Genomic DNA, 17,745 nt, shown 5'->3' with positions numbered 1-17,745 from the left:
GCCTTTTTAAATTCTGTTAACTTTTATCTTAAACGATTAAGATAAGTTATCAAGCTTATTACAGTGTGTTTAACATTTTTTTGATAAGCGATATGTAAAGCGCTGTAGTGTTCGCCGTTAACAAGCGGTTGATAAGATTTAAAAAGTACGTTTTGTGAGATTACTATGCCTAACCAAGACTCTAGTAGCAGAATTATCCGCTGGCTAACCTACCTTATGTTTATGATGTTTGCTATGACATCAGACTCGGTAGGGGAAATCATCTAAGAGGTAAAAGTTGCGTTTTCGGTTACCAACGCACAGGCGAGTTTAATGCATTCATTGCCCATGCTCGGTATTGCGCTGTCGGGGTTATTATTAGGGTTCTTAGCAGACAAATTAGGCCGCAAACCTACTATTATCATTGGTTTAGCGCTCTTTGGTGCGGCTTGCTACAGCTTTTTAATTGCCAACGATTTTCTCCTCATTGTCAGCTTAATGAGCTTGTCTGGCGTGGCCGTTGGCATATTTAAAACAGGTGCTCTTGCGCTCATTGGTGATATTTCTACTTCAACAAAGCAACATACGGCCACCATGAACGGCGCTGAAGCGTTTTTTGGCGTAGGTGCAATAATTGGCCCCTTGATTGTAGCTTACCTGATACATCAAGGCGTTGCTTGGCAATGGCTTTATGTGATAGCTGGCGGTGTATGCACCGTACTTATTGTAGGGGCCCTGCTTGTTAAATATCCCAGCTACAACAAAGTGACTGCTGATTCATCAGACAAGGTTTCTGTACTACAAAGTTTGTTGTTAATGAAAAACCCTTACGCGCTTGGGTTTTCTGTCGGGGCCTTTCTTTATGTGGCAGCAGAAAGTGCAATATATGTATGGATGCCAAGCTATTTGGTATGTGATGCTACCTCAATTAAATCAACGTATGACTGTTATACGCAAGGCTTCTCTCAAACGTTGGCTATTTATTCTGTAACCGCGTTTTTTATTCTTCGTGCGGCAGGACGTTTTGTTGGAATATGGATGATGTCACGATTCAATTGGACTCTGGTTTTGATGCTGTTTAGTGGAGCGATAGTCGTCTGTTTTGCTCTTGGACTTTGGGGTGGCAAACAACTCGCGTTGTATCTATTTCCGCTCACCGGCGTATTTATGTCGGTTATTTATCCCACCTTTAACTCTAAAGGGATCAGTTGTTTTCCTAAGCATCAGCATGGCAGTGTAGCCGGAGTGATATTGTTTTTCACCGCTGCTGGTGCCGCTGCAGGCCCATTCATAATGGGACTGGTAAGCGATGCAAACGGTGGAGACGCAAAGTATGGTTTCATTGTGGCCACTATTTTTGCAGCCGTACTCTTTGCTGGTTTGGTCTATAACTATCTTAAAAACCCTACACAACAACGTTTGGCCAAAATTGAAGCAAGTGAATACACCCACTAATTTTTAGCATGCTGCATTGAGCCTTGCCATTGCTTTGCCTCAGTACCATTGTTCATTCGTTCCAATGGTACTGGTCTTTCATGCTGTAGTTGTTTAAGCTCACCTTACGTTTATTTTTTTTTTGTTCATTGATGGAAGAATTAAAACAGGCACAAGCCCTTTACGATACGCTTGTTGAATTTGCCGTAACGTACAGTTTTCAGATTGTAGGTGCGCTATTTATTTTCTTTATTGGATGGTGGATAGCCAACAAGATAGGACACATGGTAGAGAGCTTAATGGTGAATCGAGAAATCGATATCACATTAAGCCGATTTACCGGGGGGGCCAGTAAGCTCGTCGTTCTGGGTATCGTTATTATTATTGCATTAGGCAATGTGGGGATTAGTGTTACACCATTAATTGCAGCGGTAGGTGCTATTGGCATTGGTGCAGGGCTTGCCATTCAGGGAATGCTGGCAAATTACGCAGCAGGGTTTACGATAATTATTACGCGGCCTTTTGTTGTTGGCGACACGGTTAATGTGCAAGGCGTGGCCGGAGTTGTAGACCAAGTGATGCTGCCATACACCATTCTTATTGATGAAGACAATGTTCGTATTCAGATACCCAATAAGCTTATTGTCGGAGAGATCTTACATAATAGTGCAGAAAATATGCTCATTGAGCTGGATGTTGGCGTCGCCTACTCTAGTGATGTTGAGCACGTAATAACGGTTATACAAGATGCTGTAAAAAGTGTTGAAGGCGTCTTTAATGAAAAAGCGCCTGCGATAGGCGTTGATAACTTTGGCGACAGTAGCGTTAATGTGGGAGTTCGAGTATGGGCACCTGCAGTCAGACATTATGAAATTCGTTACGCACTAAACTTAGCAATATTTAAAGCGCTGCAAGCACACAATATAGAAATTCCGTTCCCACAACGCGAAGTAAAAATGCTCGGCACTACGGAGTAATTTCGTGTGCCTTCATAGTTCATAGAGCTCTAGTGGTAAACCGTCAGGGTCTTGGAAGAACGTGAAGCGCTTTCCGGTGTATTCGTCTACACGTATTGGTTCACATTCCACGTTCTTGTTAGATAATTGGTTAATAGCGGCATCTAAGTCGTCAACTTTAAAGGCGAGGTGACGCAACCCTTGAGCCTCTGGGCGAGTGAGTCGGGGTGGCGCGTCGGCAAACGAAAAAAGCTCTAATTGGCTACCATCAGGCAGTACTAGGTCACATTTGTATGAGTCTCGCGCTGCCCTGTAATTCTCATCAATAACTGAAAACCCCAGCACCTCAGTGTAAAATGCTCTAGCGCGGTGGTAGTCACTGCAAATAACCGCTACATGATGAAATCCTTTAAGCATTTAATGTTCTCTTCTGTGATGCTTACGGCATTTCTTGTCCGCGCGCACTTTCAAAAAGCCTATACCAGTGCTCACGAGTAAGGTTAACGTCTATAGCGCGATAGCTCGCCTCAATGCGCTTTAAATTTGTGCTCCCAAGCACAGGAGCTATGGCTGCGGGATGCTTCATTAACCATGCAATCACTATGGCTTCAGGTGAGGTTTGATACTCACTGGCGAGTTGGGATACCAATTGTGCAGTGGCACGGTCTTCTTTTGTAGTAACCTTTGCTCCGGTGTAGCGGCCTTGAGCGAGGCTACCCCATGCTTGTAGCTGTACATTATTCATAGAACAGTGCTCTACGGTGCCTGGTGCATATCCATTGTTTCTGTTGGCAGCACTATTTGTTGTTATGGCATCTTCAACCCATTCACGAAAACCTAAACTCATTTCAAGTTGGTTAGCAATAATAGGTGTATCTAGCGCAGACTGGAGAAATGCAATTTGGTGGCCATGCATATTTGATACACCGATATGTTGAATTTTTCCCTGTTGCTGAAGAAGTCTCACTGTGCCAGCAACTTCTTCTAGTTCCATTAGCGGGTCTGGTCTATGCAGTAATAGTATGTCGAGCTGATCTATATTGAGTCTTTCTAAGATGCCCTCTACCGATGTTTGTATATGTTTAGCCGAAAAATCATAGCGTTTAGGGCCTTGCTTATCCTCAAAACGGATTGCACATTTTGATTGGATTATCATTTTATCTTTAAGACTTGGAGATGATTTGAGAACTTCTCCAAAAACCGTTTCAGCCTTTCCAAACGTATATATGTCGGCATGGTCAAATACGTTTATACCCAAATCGAGCACTTTTTCTATAACGTCTTGAGCTTGTTGAGTATCGCTTGTGCTAACCGGCGCATTGTTCCAGCCGCCACCAAGCCCCATACAACCATAAATAAGTCTGCTGGCATGAGGGAAATAAGTTTGCATTGGGTTACTCTCCATTTCTTAAGGCATTTCGGGATTCGGTCAATGTAATCCCTATCAGGGATAAATAGAAGGAAAGATCAGACGAAATTGGTGTAAAAATAGATAGATATCTCACGCTTAGTGTCAATTTGGATACTGTACCATTTTTATGTTTTTAACATATCAGCAAATAAGGAAAGATATATGGTTAATCTGGTTAAAGTAGCTGCATCAGTACTAGTGAGTGTGTTGTTTTTACAGTCGTGTACGGGCGTTCCAGATAATGTTGAACCTGTGGGCAATTTTGAGTTGCCTCGATATTTAGGTGAATGGTACGAAATAGCACGGTATGACCATAGCTTCGAAGAAGGCCTAAGTGATGTTACTGCGACCTACAGTATGCGTGAAGACGGTGGTGTGAAAGTGATCAACCGAGGCTTTTCTTCTGAGGAAAACACATGGGATGAAGCCGAAGGTCGGGCTTATTTCGTTAAATCTCCATCGATAGGGCATCTCAAAGTATCATTCTTTGGCCCTTTTTATGCGAGCTACGTAATCATGGATTTAGACAAGGATGATTATCAATATGCGTTAATAACCGGCCCTGACAAAGAATATTTGTGGCTACTAGCGCGCAGCCCTGAACTATCGCCACAGATAAAAACGCGCCTTCTCAATAAGGCACAAGCGGCGGGCTATGATACAGACAAGCTTATTTGGGTAACGCACACAAGGCATTAACTGTGCTATTATTGGGCGCTCAAGTCACACCTGATAAAATATGTAAAACGAGGCATTAGGCATGCAAACGCTCACTATAACCACTCCAGACGACTGGCATCTTCATTTCAGAGACAACGAAATGCTCGCAGAAACTGTTCCTGCCACTGCACGTTGTTTTCAGCGGGCTATCGTCATGCCGAATTTGGTTCCGCCGGTTGTTAATGCAGAACTTGCAATGGCATACAAGCGCAGAATTGAAGACGCTAGACCACATGGTAGTTCATTTGAGCCATTGATGACGCTGTACCTTACAAACCAAACAACGCCTCAAGATATCGAAGATGCCAAGGTCGCAGGCGTTACTGCATGCAAGCTATACCCTGCTGGAGCAACCACAAATTCAGACGCGGCTGCAAAAAATATTGAGGCGCTTTACCCCGTTTTTCAGGCTATGCAAGAACAAGGGCTTTTGCTGCTAATTCATGGCGAAGTGACACAAAGCCATATTGATATATTTGACCGAGAGAAAGTGTTCATCGATACACATTTAGGCCCTATCGTGAGCGCTTTCCCTAAGCTGAAAATTGTTTTCGAGCATATTACAACCGAAGATGCTGCAACGTTTGTTGCGCAAGCAAGTGACTATGTTGGGGCGACAATTACGCCGCAACACCTATTGTTGAATCGAAATGACTTGCTTGTGGGGGGAGTGCGTCCTCACAACTATTGCCTACCTGTACTAAAGCGTAATATCCATCAGCAAGCACTTCGTGAGATGGTAGCAAGTGGAAATAAAAAGTTTTTCTTAGGCACAGACTCTGCACCTCATGCCAAACATAAAAAAGAAAATGCATGTGGTTGTGCAGGCTGCTATAGCGCGTGGTCAGCGATAGAATTGTATGCCGAAGTTTTTGAACAATTAGGTGCACTAGATAAACTTGAAGGATTCGCAAGCCATTATGGCGCGGATTTTTACGGCTTACCTAGAAACACCACGAAAACCACGCTTGTAAAAGAACAATGGACCGTACCAGAACAAGTCACGCTTGCTGACGGGACTGATATGGTGCCGTTTTACGCGGGGCAAACGCTGAAATGGAAATTACAAAGCGCGTTTCAAGAATAATTATCTGTGCGCTATTTTTAATCGTTGCGCTGTGGAGCTTTGCTTCACACGCAACGACTAAAACACTGGCTTACAGCTTTTCACATGATGCTTCACCTATTATTGCGGAGCGAAAACTTGATGTACTGACGTCTTACGCTAAAAGCTTAATTGCGCATATAGCGAAGGACGCCGGCTACAATTTGCAAACTTCAGCGGGCCATGACGGCGAGCTAAGTGTTATTCTTAATATCGTTAAGACCGAGGCAAATACAGAGGAATATTTCTGGCTTACACCGGTGTTTTCCTTCGACTGTTTGAAATTCACACTCCCTTGTACGCCAAATTTCGATGACAAAGCATCGCTTGGTGTTGCGTACATTGCCTTAGAAAAAAACGCGGCGGCCTCTGCTATTGAACAGCATCTGGTGGAGTTAATCAGTGATTACAAAGTATCGAGCGCGTTTTACCAATTAGCCAACGAGACAATATCTCTTGTGAGACCGCATATGCCCGATGCAACGCTTCAATACGGCGTCCTCAGTTTACATGGTGATATGGTCTCAGATGCATCGAATTTGTGGGTGATTGCAGATGTAGTTCCTTTGTTTTCACAGCTAGATGAGCGCGGTAGGTTAAAGGGCATTGCTGTGGAACTGGTCAAAGGGGTGCTCAACGACATGGGGATGTCTGCTGCCATCTTATCAGCGCCATGGAAGCGAATAGCGAAAGAAGCCATGACGAAATCCAATGTGTTGGTTTTCTCAATCGTAAAAACACAAGAAAGGGATGCAGTTTTTCACTGGGTTACACCTGTATCTCGTAACTATCATGGCTTGTATGGCATTAATACGCCGGTGTTTCCTTCACTCGACGCGCTCCCGAAAACTTATACAATTGGCACTATACAAGAGGATTATCGCAACGAAATTGCAATTAAATATAACCTGAAAATACGCTCATTTGAAACGTGGGATGAACTTGTTGAGGCGCTATATAAAGGTGACGTAGATTTGGCGTTTGGATCTAAAGCCGGGTTAGATTTCGGCTGTAAACTTGCTTCACTGAACTGTAATGGAATAACCGAAAGTGTAACTTCAGGTGTGTCTACTGCCTATTTAGCGCTGAGTAAAAAACAGACGAGCATACTTGTTTTTGAAAGACTAAAACTAGCTGCAGCTAAAGTTCGAAAAAGTGAGTCCTATAGATCAAAGTTAGCGGCTTGGAGTAAAATGGTAGCTCGAGACTATAGCATAGTGCATCATACCAACAATGGCGTTGTACACCTTTGGAAAAAAGAATGACGGTTGAAACAATAAAACACCTAAATATAAACCCAGCCATTGTAAAGGCGCTGGATACACAGGGTATATATCAATTATCCCCTATCCAAGCGCAGTCGCTGCCAAGTGCCCTTGAAGGGCGCGATATTGTGGGACAAGCGCAAACAGGCAGTGGTAAAACCTTATGTTTCGTTATTCCTGCTTTAGAAAAAATAGACGTTACCCGTTTTTGTACGCAGGCGTTATTCCTTTGCCCCACACGAGAACTTGCAGACCAAGTTGCCGAGCAATGCCGTAGTGCGGCAAAACACATCGCTAATTTAAAAGTTACCACGTTGTGTGGTGGGCAACCAATGGGGCCTCAAATCCAATCGCTGAAGCACAGCCCTCATATTATTGTTGGCACCCCTGGTCGCGTAATGGACCACGTGCAAAAGCGGCGAATTGAATTAAACGATGTAAAGCTGCGAGTCTTAGATGAAGCAGATAGAATGCTTGATATGGGGTTTGAAGACGATTTGCGCATAATATTTGGGCCAATGCAGAGCGATGTTCAAACGCTATTATTCTCAGCTACATTTACCGAACACATTGAGCGTGTTGCAACACAGTACTTACGTAATCCTATTACTTGCAAGGTGGAGTCAGCAGACAGTAAGCCGGCCATTGAACAGATTGGTTTTAACGTACTATCGCATACAAGGACACAAGCATTAAAAGCTGTGCTCACTCACTATCAGCCGAAAAATGCCATTGTTTTTTGTAATCGAAAGGTGCAAGTAACAGAGGTGGTTGATGCATTAGTGGAAGAGGGGTTCAGTGCAGCGGGTCTACAGGGCGACATGGAGCAACATGCGAGAACCGCGGTACTTATGCAGTTTGCCAGTGACGCGCTACAGGTGTTGGTGGCTACCGATGTTGCTGCTCGTGGTCTAGATATTGACGATGTGGCGTGTGTCATTAACTATACGGTAAGTGAAGAGCCTGAAACGCATATACACCGTATAGGTAGAACGGCGCGTGCTGGTGCGCAGGGAATGGCGGTTACATTGGTCAGTGAAGAGGAGGAGCACTTTCTTCGCAAGATAGAAGTGCTGCAAGAAAGCGATATTCCTCTGAAAGGGGCGCAAAGTTTACGCTTCCATAAAAACAAAATTTCTCAACCTGACTTTACTTGTATTTCGCTAAGTGCAGGCAAAAAGCAAAAGTTACGACCGGGTGACCTTGTCGGCGCGTTAACCAAAGATGCCGGTATACCTGGAGATGACGTAGGAAAAATCGCGGTGCAAAATAGCATGAGCTTCGTTGCCGTAAAAGCGCGAAGCGTAAAACGCGCTATGGCTCAGTTTCGCGAGGGTAAAATTAAGGGTAAACGCGTGAGAGCGCGAAAACTCTGATATTTACAAGGGTTACTCTATGACGGGGATCACAGAATTAAGCACGTTACTGCGCAACTTATCTCCTGTGGCAGATGACGACGTCTATGTGTTTGCTTCTGTTGCCCCTGAATCGGTGACACCTGACCTATTACACAATGCGAAAGGAATGTTTAAAGAGCGAGAAGGTGTCACCTTCATATTGGAAGTATCGTTAGCTCGAGTAATGGGCCTTAAATTTAGTAGCGAATATCGCTGTATTTCCTGTGAAGTTCACTCAAGCCTAGATGCAGTTGGGATGACTGCAGCTATGTCGTCAGCACTTACCAAGGCAAATATCAGCGCAAATGTAGTGGCGGCCTATTATCACGACCACTTGTTCATTCAAGCCGATAAGGTCAACGCGGCACTTAGCGTGTTGAAATCTCTCGCCGATACGCCTCAATAAGCCCTCGCGCAAGCAAGTACTGCGCAGTGTAGTACGTTAGCATAACAGCAAATGCAGATAGAGCGATTGGCTCTCTAAATATTGATTGCGCCAAAATAGCATCTGAAACGATGAAAATGAGCGCCCCTGCCGTTATCCACCATGAACGAGTAAGCAGCACAGCCGCTAACCCCATAATGGTTATTACACACAAGTAGCCGAGTACGGGTAAATAAAGCTGTTGCGTCACAGGCAGTATATGCTTGGCCATTAAACTAGCAAAACAAATAACAATAAAGCCTAGTGCGAAGCGCGCAGCCCTAGCGCTTCTGCTCTGCGATGCTTTTACTGGCTGTGTCATACGCAAATGAATAAAGCTTAAGATGAAGGCGAGGTGCGCTATAAAGAAGCTAGTAAGGCCATAAATAAATTGCTTCGAAATAGAAAGTGCTAAAAAAATATCACCGATTAAGCTTGCGAAAAGTGCAAAACAAACCATTAACCTTGCTATGCCGTTTAGGCTTAAAAAGCTAAAAAGCATAAGTAACCCTACGGGTAAAGCTTTGGCTATAAATTGCCCGCTGTAAGGCGCGAAACACAAACTTGCTAAGTAAATAAGCGAAGCTGCGGCATAAATTAATGACCTGTATTGTGGCATTAGCCCCCCATTACTAACCTTATATATAAAAACGGGCGGCAAAATGGAATTTATTTTGCCGCCCTTTGCTTAGGTATTTTTACTTACGTTAACGCGTCGCGAGTAACCGTGTATGAACTACCAAATTTTTACACGCTCTTCGGGCGCAAGATAAAGTGCATTTTCCTCGGTTACGTTAAACGCGTCATAAAATTCCGGTACGTTTCTCACAGCACCATTTGTTCTGAAATGCGAAGGTGAATGAGGGTCTGTTTGAATTTGGCTGCGAAGTGCTTCATCGCGATATTTGCCAGCCCATACTTGACCATAGCCAATAAAGACACGTTGGTCGCCAGTGAACCCATCTATGACTGGCGCGTCTTTACCTTCAAGAGAAAGGTGATAGGCTTTAAGGGCAATGCTTATACCGCCGAGGTCGCCAATATTTTCTCCCAAAGTGAATTCGCCGTTAACGTGCAAGTCAGGTAGCGCCTCGAATTCATCGTACTGGGCAACAAGGTTTGCAGTGCGCTTTTTGAATTCTTCCAAGTCTTTTTCAGACCACCAGTTACGCAGTACACCATCGCCGTCAAATGTGGACCCCGTATCGTCAAAGCCATGGCCTATTTCGTGTCCGATAACTGCACCAATACCACCATAATTCACAGCATCTTCGGCATTCATATCAAAAAATGGCGGTTGTAAAATGGCAGCAGGAAACACAATTTCGTTTAATGGAGGGTTGTAATATGCGTTAACGGTTTGCGGTGTCATTCCCCATTCGTGAGTCCATACTGGGCCGCCTTGTTTTTTCAACATCTCTTGATAATTCACGTCAGAAGAGTGCTTTAAGTTTCCAAATAAATCGCTGGCATTAACTTTTAGTGCAGAGTAATCACGCCATTGGTCTGGATAACCAATTTTTACAGTGAATTTTGACAGCTTATCTAGCGCCTCTGAGCGCGTTTCATCTGTCATCCAATCAAGCTCTTCAATGCTTTGCTTGTAAGCCAACAGGAGGTTATTTACCATTTTGAGCATGCGCTCTTTGGCCTCAGGTGGGAAGTTCTGTTTCACATACACTTTCCCAATGAGTTCTCCCACATGCGCGTTAGACAAATTAACGGCACGTCTCCACTGAGGCTGTTGCTCTTCTACGCCCCGTAATACCTTGCTGTAAAAAGCAAAGTTGGCTTCATCAAGCTCGCTATTTAGTCTTGTGGCAGTGGCATTTAGTAATCCCCACTTAAGGTAGGTTTTCCAGTCATCTAGCGGTGTTTCATTGATTACGGTATCGATACCTTCCATGAAGTCTTTCTGCAATACTCCAAGGCTCGCCACATCTTCAACGTTTGCCTCTTTTAGATAGGCATTCCAATTAAAGTGTGGCATCAATGTTTGCAATTCTTCAATGGAAAGCTTGTTGTAGTTGGCAGCAAAGTTACGAGCTTGCTCTTTTTTCATATGTAGTTCGGCAATTTGCGTTTCCAGAGCAAAAAGCATTTGTGCGCTACTAGCCGGTGCATCAAACCCTGCAATTTCAAACATTTTTTGAATATGACTAACATAGGCATTGCGAACGTCTTGCGACTTTTCGTCATCTTTAAAATAATACTCACGCTCTGGCAAGCCGAGCCCAGATTGCCACGTGTATAAAAGATATTCTTTTGGAGATCTTAAATCTGGAAATTGTGCAAGTGAGAACGGTGTACCGTATCCGTAGCGCGTCGCATATGCGAAATATTTAGCGAGGTCAGTGTAATCAGAGATTGCTTCGATCTTTTCAATTTCTGGTGCTAACGGTGAAACGCCAAGCGCATTTCGGGTCTCCATGTCCATGTATGAACGATAAAAGTCGCCGACTTTTTGTTCGTCACTTCCCGCTTTAAAATCACCCTCAGCAGATGATTTAATTATATCCATAACTCTCTCTTGCGCTTCGTCACGCAAAATAACAAATGCGCCAAAGCTAGACTTATCGGCAGGTATTTCGAAGTTGTCATACCATGTGCCGTTTACGTAGCGAAAGAAGTCGTCACCTGGAGCAACTGACGTGTCCATATTTTCTTTCATTATCCCAGACGTTAATGCCTGTTCCTGCACTACCTCAGAAGGCTGCTGCGAAGGTGCTTCGCTGGTTGAATTTTGTGGACTGCAGGCCGTTAAGGCTAATGCGACACTGATGCTTAAAACACTGCGTAACATGGTGTTGGTTCCTTTATTAACTACTTTGCCTTTCAAGAGAGTTTTATTCAGGCATATTTCAAAATCCCAGGCAGCATGGCCTAGGTTATGCGTAAGGTTTTAGCACGGCTTATGGAATAGAAAAAGCGTTTATAATGAAAATACACAGCTTGTAACAACTTGCTGATTATAGTGAGCTATAGTGGTGAGATAGTGAAAAATCAGCCAGTTGAGGGTTCAAATGCAAACAAACACGATTCCATTCGAGACGATATCTCCCTGTGACTATGCAGATGCACTGCCTCGACAGCAGTTCATCGATTATGCAATAAAGCCACTGTGGTCAAACATACCTCGCATTGCTGGCCCAGCTTTTACCGTAAAATGCGCTCCTGGCGATCACCTTATGCTGCATGCCGCTATTTATCGCGCCAGTCCTGGCGACATTATTGTTGTAGAGGCTGACGACAACTATGCTGTGGCGGGGGGGAATGTATGTGCTATTGCACAATCAAGAGGGATCAAAGGCTTTGTGATCGACGGCGTTATCAGGGATATTGCACAAACACGAGAAAATAAATTCCCCGTATTCGCCCGCGGTGTTGTCCCTAAACCAGGTGCTAAGAAGTGTGTTGCGCCGCTTAACACGCCGGTGTTGTGTGGCGGCGTTAGCGTTAATGCTGGCGATATTGTGGTCGCTGATGAAGAAGGAATTGCTGTGATCCCGCTCGAGCAAGCTGAAAATGTCTTTACTATTGCTAAAGCGAGAGCAGAGAAAGATGCTTCAATGACGCTAGAGCAGTGGCGCGAACAGCACGTTGATAAAGTAGAAAGTACTTTAAAAGCGCTGGGTTACTCCGATTAACCTTTGTTGAACATCTCACACCATGACATTGATAGCTTTGCCGAATCTAGTACAACCAAGCGTAGCTGAATTTCATAAATACAGCTTGCTCGGTTCGCGCTAGACCTGGGTTATCCTCATCTGCAATTGCTGAATCACCATAGCCAATAAACAACCGTGAAAGTGGATTTATCATATATGAATAAACCAATTGAGTGCCAAGGCTACGCTCTCTTGCATCTACGCGCATAAGATAATTATCGGGGTTGCGTTTGATGTCTGCATAAACGAGGGCGAGGCGAACAAATTGTTTTGCATCAAACTGATAGCTCATACGCAAGTCAGAGAGATTTGCAGTAAACAGTTCGGCGTCGTTGACATCAATCTGGTTGTACTCATGGCTGACAGACACGCTTAACTTTTGGCCTAAGTTGAGAGTAATAGATGGCTCGAAGAGACGTTGTTTCCCTAACCGATTGTTGCGCAGATCGATGCGGTCACCAATACGAACAAAATTTTCAAAATAGAGAGTGCGAGAGGGCTGCGCCTCGAAGTAAAGCGAAAATTGCTGTTCAGTAAACCGAGTGGTGTTACCATCAATCGAAAGGCTAGCGCCATTTTCACGCAATCCAACCGTATCGCGTTTAACCCAACCAAAATTAAAATAGGATTGGTAGGCTGCATTGAGTTCGAATTGCGCTTGTACTTCTCTTTCTATTAGTTCGCCGTCATCATTGTGCGTGATGTCCCAATCACCGCCAAATTCAAACCTGTTCCACCACGAGTCGTCGCTCCACCATATGCGGCCGCCGCCTAACACATTTTTATGCCTGTCAACGGTACTTTCAAAGCCAAGATCAGCACGAAAATCTGACTGAGTACTTGTTCTATTTGCAATCATGTACCAAGTACGCTCTTCGTGGCGATAGTCTACTTTATATGTATTGCCAGAGAACGAATCGTCGAAACGCGTTCGTAACGTTGTTTCGTTGATATCGTTGTCGTCGGTACATTCGTTGCGGCAAAATGTAGTATATAAATCATTGGGATAGTCTGTTTGTGAGCGCAAAAATTGGACTCGTAGTGTGTCACTGGGCGTTATTTGATAGCGCGAATCAATCCCTACCACTACATTGTGATAGGTTGATGCGTGCCTGCCTGTTGCTATAGTACCGAAAGAGAGGTTGTCTGAAACATCGTAGCGATATCGCCCTGCAACGTTCGTGCTTTGCTCATTTAACCTTGCGACACTAGAGCCTAAGTTACCGGGTACCAGAAATGTCGTACTTTCATCATTCGCTGCCAATATACCGAATGTATGGTTGTTGATACGCCCTGTCAGTTTTGTACCTAAATCGGGAGCGCCGATGTTGCGCGTGTAAACTAAGTCATATTGCGTGCTGAAAAAGTCAGCATTTTCTAGAAAAAACGGGCGTTGTTCCGGAAAAAAAAGCGCAAAAGGGTTGTTAATTCCGAGCTGTCCAGCATCAGCCTCGACTTGTGAAAAGTCTGGATTTATTGTCGCCTGTAATAACATGTCAGACGAAATTCCCCAGTTTATATCAACCCCTACTTCTTGATTGTTTTGATATTGCCAGTCGCTTTGTGGCTGACGGTTGCGTGCGTATCCAGCTACAGCGTAGGGCGTAAGGGAAAGGTTTTTACCTTGCTTGGCTGAGGCAAATCCGCGCATTTCGCCCATTTGACATAAGTTGCAGGCATTATTTCTGTCGACTGGACGGTTAGAAATCCGCAGGTTATTCTCGCGAGGATAAAAACGAACGAATTCGGCGCGCCACTGTTTTGGTCCATCGCTATCTATGAAGTTCATAATGCGAAATGGAAGTGCCATTTCTACCGTGTACCCATCATCGTTTATCCGTGCTTGCGCATCCCAAATTGCATTCCAACTATCACTTTCGCTTCGTGTCATTTGGTTCTCAATTGCGTCCGTTTGGATGCCGTGTGGATTTACAAAAAATTGGTAGGAGAGGCGGCTATCGCCAAATGTATCAATCTTTATTCCTACGAGGTCGTTGTTCCATACGCTATCACGGTCTCTGAACAGGGCGCGTATTTGCGATATATCATTATCTTGTGCGGAAAATGCGATATAGATATTTTCACCATTTTCAAAAATTCGTGCGGTCGTGCTAACGGGAGGAGCCGTATTTTCGAAAGGGCGAGTGACGAAGGTAAGAGGTACCGTTGCGGCCTCTTTCCAGACAGACTCATTTACAATACCGTCTATAGTCACAGTTTCAGCCAAATAAGGCACAACTACACTATCAGCCTGTTTTTCTACCTGTATGGCACTAGGACGTTGCTGGATAACCGGATTTCCGCTCGATTGCGTCTGCACGTCTAGCGTAGCTTTGTTATTCTGTATTAACTGTGACGCAGCCACATCAGTAACGCTCAACATTGATATACAACAACATATTAAAACTAAAGGTATCCGCGATGCCTTAAAAGATAAACGATTCGTTGAACGTTGTTTTTTTAAAATATCCATATCTAAAATTGTCATTATTTTTGCACATTATTTTTGCAATTATTGCAATTACAGGCGAGGGAGCACATTTGTGAATTACGCTCTTGTTGGCGTTTAAGCGATATATTCGGTTTCGTTTATTTTAGACCGTAGTATGAAGTCTTGCTTTGGACCCGTGAAGTGGCTTAGTCGTGAATACAGGTGCGCTTAACGCTTTTTTAACATTCGCTAAATGCTACGTTTTTAACAGATAGCGCTCAAAAATATGAACATATCGTGTAGAATTGCGTAACTAATGAGTGTTGCGCATTGTCACAATCGCAGCCCATATTTCGTCGAAAAGCCCGCTGCCGTCAGCGTATCTTGTTTAATTAGTCGCGAGTTCTGCATGTTTTCATTTTTTGAAAAGCTTACCCAGCCTTTCCCTGATACACCCCCTTCACAACCGCCTACTGGCATTGTCGCGTTTTGTAGATATTACACCAGCGGGATGTGGGGTGTTATTTTAACGGTGTCTTTACTAAGTGCAGTTGTCGCCATGTTGGAAGTCGCCCTGTTTGGTTTTTTGGGGCAGCTTGTAGACTGGTTTTCTGAGCAGGATCGAGACACGTTTTTAGCGGACCAAAAATTTACCCTAATTGGCATGGGGTTAACCGTTCTCGTTTTTATTCCATTGTTTATTTTGTTGCGCTCGTTGTTTTCTCGTCAGTCTTTGATGGGGAACTACCCCATGCGCATTAGATGGCAGGCACATCGTTATTTACTTGGCCAAAGTTTAACCTTCTTCCACGATGAGTTTGCCGGCCGTGTGGCTACCAAAGTGATGCAGACAGCGCTATCGGTACGAGAAACCGTGACCAAGGTTCTCGACTTGCTGGTGTATATCAGTGTTTATTTTATTTCTATGGTCGTGCTTATTTTCAGCACTGACTGGCGCTTAGCTATGCCGCTAATCGTATGGTTTTTTGTGTATATCGGTATTTTGAAGGTGCTGGTACCTAAACTAAAAGAAGTCTCGCAAAAGCAAGCCGACGCCCGCTCATTAATGACAGGACGTATTGTTGATAGCTATACCAATATCACAACGGTGAAGCTGTTTTCACATAGTCGGCGCGAAGCGGATTACGCCAAAGAAAGTATGGATGGTTTTCTTAAAACGGTTTACCCGCAAATGCGTTTGGTTACCGTGTTGGAATTCTGTGTAGAAATGGCTAACGCCATTCTTATTTTCACTGTTGGCGCGCTGTCTGTGTATTTATGGATGGAAAACATTGCAAGCCCCGGCGATATCGCCATTGCTATTAGTCTGTGTTTGCGATTAAACGGTATGTCTCACTGGGTTATGTGGGAAGTATCAGGTTTGTTTGAAAACTTAGGCACGGTGCAGGACGGCATGAATACACTAGCGCAGCCTATTGCAGTAAAAGACAAGCCAAAGGCCAATGCGTTAAAGGTTAATGGCGGGGGGATTAATTTCGATAGTGTGCATTTTTCCTATTCAGGTGCAGACAACAAACCCATTGATGTATTCACCAACTTGGATTTAACCATTAAGCCCGGCGAAAAAGTGGGCTTAGTGGGGCGTTCTGGCGCGGGTAAATCGACGCTGGTTAATTTGCTCATGCGTTTTTACGACACCCAGAGTGGGCGCATTATTATTGACGGCCAAGATATTACTGAAGTAGGTCAAGAGACCCTTCGCGCTAAAATTAGCATGGTGACACAAGATACCTCGCTGATGCACCGCTCGGTACGCGACAATATTCTTTACGGGCGAACCGATGCGACAGAAGCAGATATGATCCGGGCAGCAAAACAGGCCGAAGCGCACGACTTTATTCTTACCCTTACCGATAGTCATGGTAGAACAGGGTACGACGCTCACGTGGGTGAACGAGGCGTGAAGCTTTCCGGTGGGCAGCGTCAGCGCATTGCTATTGCTCGTGTATTACTAAAAGATGCGCCCGTACTGGTATTAGATGAAGCCACATCTGCACTAGACTCAGAGGTTGAAGCGGCTATTCAGGCCTGCTTAGACAAGGTCATGGAAGGCAAAACAGTACTCGCTATTGCACACCGACTGTCTACTATCGCACAAATGGACAGGTTACTTGTTTTGGATAAGGGCAACATTGTAGAACAGGGGACGCATGCAGAGTTGATTGCACACAATGGCATTTATGCCAAGCTGTGGGCTCATCAAACGGGCGGATTTATAGGCGTTGAATAGGTAAGGCGTGAATTAGCGTTCAATCGCAGATGGGATGGATAAACCGCTTGTATCTTGAAAGTGGTTAAGTATAATACGCGTCCCTCCCTTGCGATACCGCACTTTCCTTAGAAAAGACGCACAACTCACAAGGGCAGTGTAAGTAAATTTTGTCTTTTAGACACCACAGGGGTGTAGTTCGAATTGGTAGAACAGCGGTCTCCAAAACCGATGGTTGGGGGTTCGAGTCCCTCCACCCCTGCCAAATTTACTTAAACTAAGAATTTTAAATTGCGCATTGAGTAGATGCGTAAAACAACGACGCTGTAGTGCTAGGATCGTAACATGAGCGAAAAGACGGAAAATCAGTCCAATGCATTGGACATGTTTAAATGGGTAGTGGTGTTTGCACTACTGGCCGGTTTAGTAACCGCTAACACAATGTACGGCGAGATCTCGGTACTTTACCGCGCTATCGCGATTGTTGTAGTTGTTGGTATTGCTGGTTTTATCGCGGCAACTACCGAAAAAGGTAGCACCTTCTTGAGCTTTGCTAAAGAGTCTCGCACGGAAGTTCGCAAGGTTGTGTGGCCAACTCGCCAAGAGGCGAACCAAACTACACTTATCGTGCTTGCAGCGACCTTGATTATGGCACTAATTTTATGGGGACTAGACGGCATCATCGTTCGTGTAGTTGGCTTTATTACCGGAATAGGAGCATAAGC

The 17,745-nt window shown here is 44.4% G+C and carries 14 protein-coding genes, 1 tRNA gene and 1 pseudogene; 11 read left to right on the top strand and 5 right to left on the bottom strand.

The genetic code is table 11. The annotated features are described in order from the left end of the window. The first annotated feature begins 216 nt into the window (after positions 1 to 216). A pseudogene (locus tag BK026_RS12935) lies at positions 217 to 1,434 on the top strand (MFS transporter). A gap of 131 nt (positions 1,435 to 1,565) precedes the next feature. Continuing rightward, on the top strand, positions 1,566 to 2,390 hold the full coding sequence (locus BK026_RS12930) for a mechanosensitive ion channel family protein (RefSeq protein WP_071816192.1): 825 nt from the start codon (positions 1,566 to 1,568) through the stop codon (positions 2,388 to 2,390). Positions 2,391 to 2,402: 12 nt separating this feature from the next. On the opposite strand, the gene BK026_RS12925 is transcribed toward BK026_RS12930, so the two are convergent. Then, positions 2,403 to 2,786: a VOC family protein gene (locus BK026_RS12925; RefSeq protein WP_071816191.1), complete on the bottom strand. Its 384-nt coding sequence runs from the start codon at positions 2,784 to 2,786 to the stop codon at positions 2,403 to 2,405. 22 nt (positions 2,787 to 2,808) lie between these two features. Beyond that, positions 2,809 to 3,759: an aldo/keto reductase family oxidoreductase gene (locus tag BK026_RS12920; RefSeq protein WP_071817643.1), complete on the bottom strand. Its 951-nt coding sequence runs from the start codon at positions 3,757 to 3,759 to the stop codon at positions 2,809 to 2,811. A gap of 183 nt (positions 3,760 to 3,942) precedes the next feature. On the opposite strand from BK026_RS12920, the gene BK026_RS12915 reads away from it, so the two are divergent. The 5 genes from BK026_RS12915 to BK026_RS12895 all read left to right on the top strand — a co-directional run bounded on the left by BK026_RS12915 (position 3,943) and on the right by BK026_RS12895 (position 8,673). Then, complete coding sequence (locus BK026_RS12915) at positions 3,943 to 4,479, top strand: lipocalin family protein (RefSeq protein WP_071816190.1); 537 nt, start codon at positions 3,943 to 3,945, stop codon at positions 4,477 to 4,479. A 61-nt stretch (positions 4,480 to 4,540) separates the two neighbouring features. Then, positions 4,541 to 5,587, top strand: coding sequence for a dihydroorotase (gene pyrC / locus BK026_RS12910; RefSeq protein WP_071816189.1), 1,047 nt, complete (start codon positions 4,541 to 4,543; stop codon positions 5,585 to 5,587). Then, the gene (locus BK026_RS12905; RefSeq protein WP_071816188.1) at positions 5,557 to 6,870 is read left to right on the top strand and encodes an ABC transporter substrate-binding protein; all 1,314 of its coding nucleotides are present in this window, start codon (positions 5,557 to 5,559) and stop codon (positions 6,868 to 6,870) included. The genes pyrC and BK026_RS12905 overlap by 31 nt, the downstream gene beginning before the upstream one ends. Next, positions 6,867 to 8,246, top strand: coding sequence for an ATP-dependent RNA helicase DbpA (gene dbpA, locus BK026_RS12900; protein ID WP_071816187.1), 1,380 nt, complete (start codon positions 6,867 to 6,869; stop codon positions 8,244 to 8,246). The genes BK026_RS12905 and dbpA overlap by 4 nt, the downstream gene beginning before the upstream one ends. A gap of 19 nt (positions 8,247 to 8,265) precedes the next feature. Then, positions 8,266 to 8,673 (top strand): ACT domain-containing protein, encoded by a 408-nt coding sequence (locus BK026_RS12895; protein ID WP_071816186.1) that lies wholly within the window; start codon positions 8,266 to 8,268, stop codon positions 8,671 to 8,673. On the opposite strand, the gene BK026_RS12890 is transcribed toward BK026_RS12895, so the two are convergent. Both BK026_RS12890 and BK026_RS12885 read right to left on the bottom strand, forming a co-directional pair. Continuing rightward, positions 8,636 to 9,310, bottom strand: a complete 675-nt coding sequence (locus tag BK026_RS12890; protein WP_071816185.1) for a lysoplasmalogenase — start codon at positions 9,308 to 9,310, stop codon at positions 8,636 to 8,638. The genes BK026_RS12895 and BK026_RS12890 overlap by 38 nt on opposite strands. Positions 9,311 to 9,427: 117 nt before the next feature. Further along, on the bottom strand, positions 9,428 to 11,494 hold the full coding sequence (locus BK026_RS12885) for a M13 family metallopeptidase (protein WP_071816184.1): 2,067 nt from the start codon (positions 11,492 to 11,494) through the stop codon (positions 9,428 to 9,430). A gap of 220 nt (positions 11,495 to 11,714) precedes the next feature. On the opposite strand from BK026_RS12885, the gene BK026_RS12880 reads away from it, so the two are divergent. After that, positions 11,715 to 12,338: an RraA family protein gene (locus tag BK026_RS12880; RefSeq protein WP_071816183.1), complete on the top strand. Its 624-nt coding sequence runs from the start codon at positions 11,715 to 11,717 to the stop codon at positions 12,336 to 12,338. Between the two features lie 46 nt (positions 12,339 to 12,384). On the opposite strand, the gene BK026_RS12875 is transcribed toward BK026_RS12880, so the two are convergent. Beyond that, entirely contained in the window at positions 12,385 to 14,742 is a 2,358-nt protein-coding gene (locus BK026_RS12875; RefSeq protein WP_177247913.1) for a carbohydrate binding family 9 domain-containing protein, read from the bottom strand. A 457-nt stretch (positions 14,743 to 15,199) separates the two neighbouring features. Here BK026_RS12875 and BK026_RS12870 point away from each other — a divergent pair, with 457 nt between their 5' ends. The 3 genes from BK026_RS12870 to secE all read left to right on the top strand — a co-directional run bounded on the left by BK026_RS12870 (position 15,200) and on the right by secE (position 17,743). Then, positions 15,200 to 17,041 (top strand): ABC transporter ATP-binding protein, encoded by a 1,842-nt coding sequence (locus BK026_RS12870; RefSeq protein WP_071816181.1) that lies wholly within the window; start codon positions 15,200 to 15,202, stop codon positions 17,039 to 17,041. A gap of 167 nt (positions 17,042 to 17,208) precedes the next feature. Then, a tRNA-Trp gene (locus BK026_RS12865) sits at positions 17,209 to 17,285 on the top strand. 80 nt (positions 17,286 to 17,365) lie between these two features. Further along, on the top strand, positions 17,366 to 17,743 hold the full coding sequence (gene secE / locus BK026_RS12860) for a preprotein translocase subunit SecE (RefSeq protein ID WP_014951045.1): 378 nt from the start codon (positions 17,366 to 17,368) through the stop codon (positions 17,741 to 17,743). Positions 17,744 to 17,745: the final 2 nt, after the last annotated feature.

Origin of the sequence: Alteromonas sp. V450, from assembly GCF_001885075.1 — a bacterium.
Classification (GTDB): domain Bacteria; phylum Pseudomonadota; class Gammaproteobacteria; order Enterobacterales; family Alteromonadaceae; genus Alteromonas.
Note: the sequence above shows the minus strand (reverse complement) of the source record. Positions and strands in the feature narration are given on the sequence as shown.

Coding starts and splice junctions, on each gene's coding strand:
- BK026_RS12930 (WP_071816192.1), top strand. CDS start 1,566: ATGGAAGAATTAAAACAGGCACAAGCCCTTTACGATACGCTTGTTGAA.
- BK026_RS12905 (WP_071816188.1), top strand. CDS start 5,557: ATGGAAATTACAAAGCGCGTTTCAAGAATAATTATCTGTGCGCTATTT.
- BK026_RS12890 (WP_071816185.1), bottom strand. CDS start 9,310: ATGCCACAATACAGGTCATTAATTTATGCCGCAGCTTCGCTTATTTAC.
- BK026_RS12880 (WP_071816183.1), top strand. CDS start 11,715: ATGCAAACAAACACGATTCCATTCGAGACGATATCTCCCTGTGACTAT.
- dbpA (WP_071816187.1), top strand. CDS start 6,867: ATGACGGTTGAAACAATAAAACACCTAAATATAAACCCAGCCATTGTA.
- secE (WP_014951045.1), top strand. CDS start 17,366: ATGAGCGAAAAGACGGAAAATCAGTCCAATGCATTGGACATGTTTAAA.
- BK026_RS12920 (WP_071817643.1), bottom strand. CDS start 3,759: ATGCAAACTTATTTCCCTCATGCCAGCAGACTTATTTATGGTTGTATG.
- BK026_RS12870 (WP_071816181.1), top strand. CDS start 15,200: ATGTTTTCATTTTTTGAAAAGCTTACCCAGCCTTTCCCTGATACACCC.
- BK026_RS12885 (WP_071816184.1), bottom strand. CDS start 11,494: ATGTTACGCAGTGTTTTAAGCATCAGTGTCGCATTAGCCTTAACGGCC.
- BK026_RS12915 (WP_071816190.1), top strand. CDS start 3,943: ATGGTTAATCTGGTTAAAGTAGCTGCATCAGTACTAGTGAGTGTGTTG.
- BK026_RS12875 (WP_177247913.1), bottom strand. CDS start 14,742: ATGTTGAGCGTTACTGATGTGGCTGCGTCACAGTTAATACAGAATAAC.
- BK026_RS12895 (WP_071816186.1), top strand. CDS start 8,266: ATGACGGGGATCACAGAATTAAGCACGTTACTGCGCAACTTATCTCCT.
- BK026_RS12925 (WP_071816191.1), bottom strand. CDS start 2,786: ATGCTTAAAGGATTTCATCATGTAGCGGTTATTTGCAGTGACTACCAC.
- pyrC (WP_071816189.1), top strand. CDS start 4,541: ATGCAAACGCTCACTATAACCACTCCAGACGACTGGCATCTTCATTTC.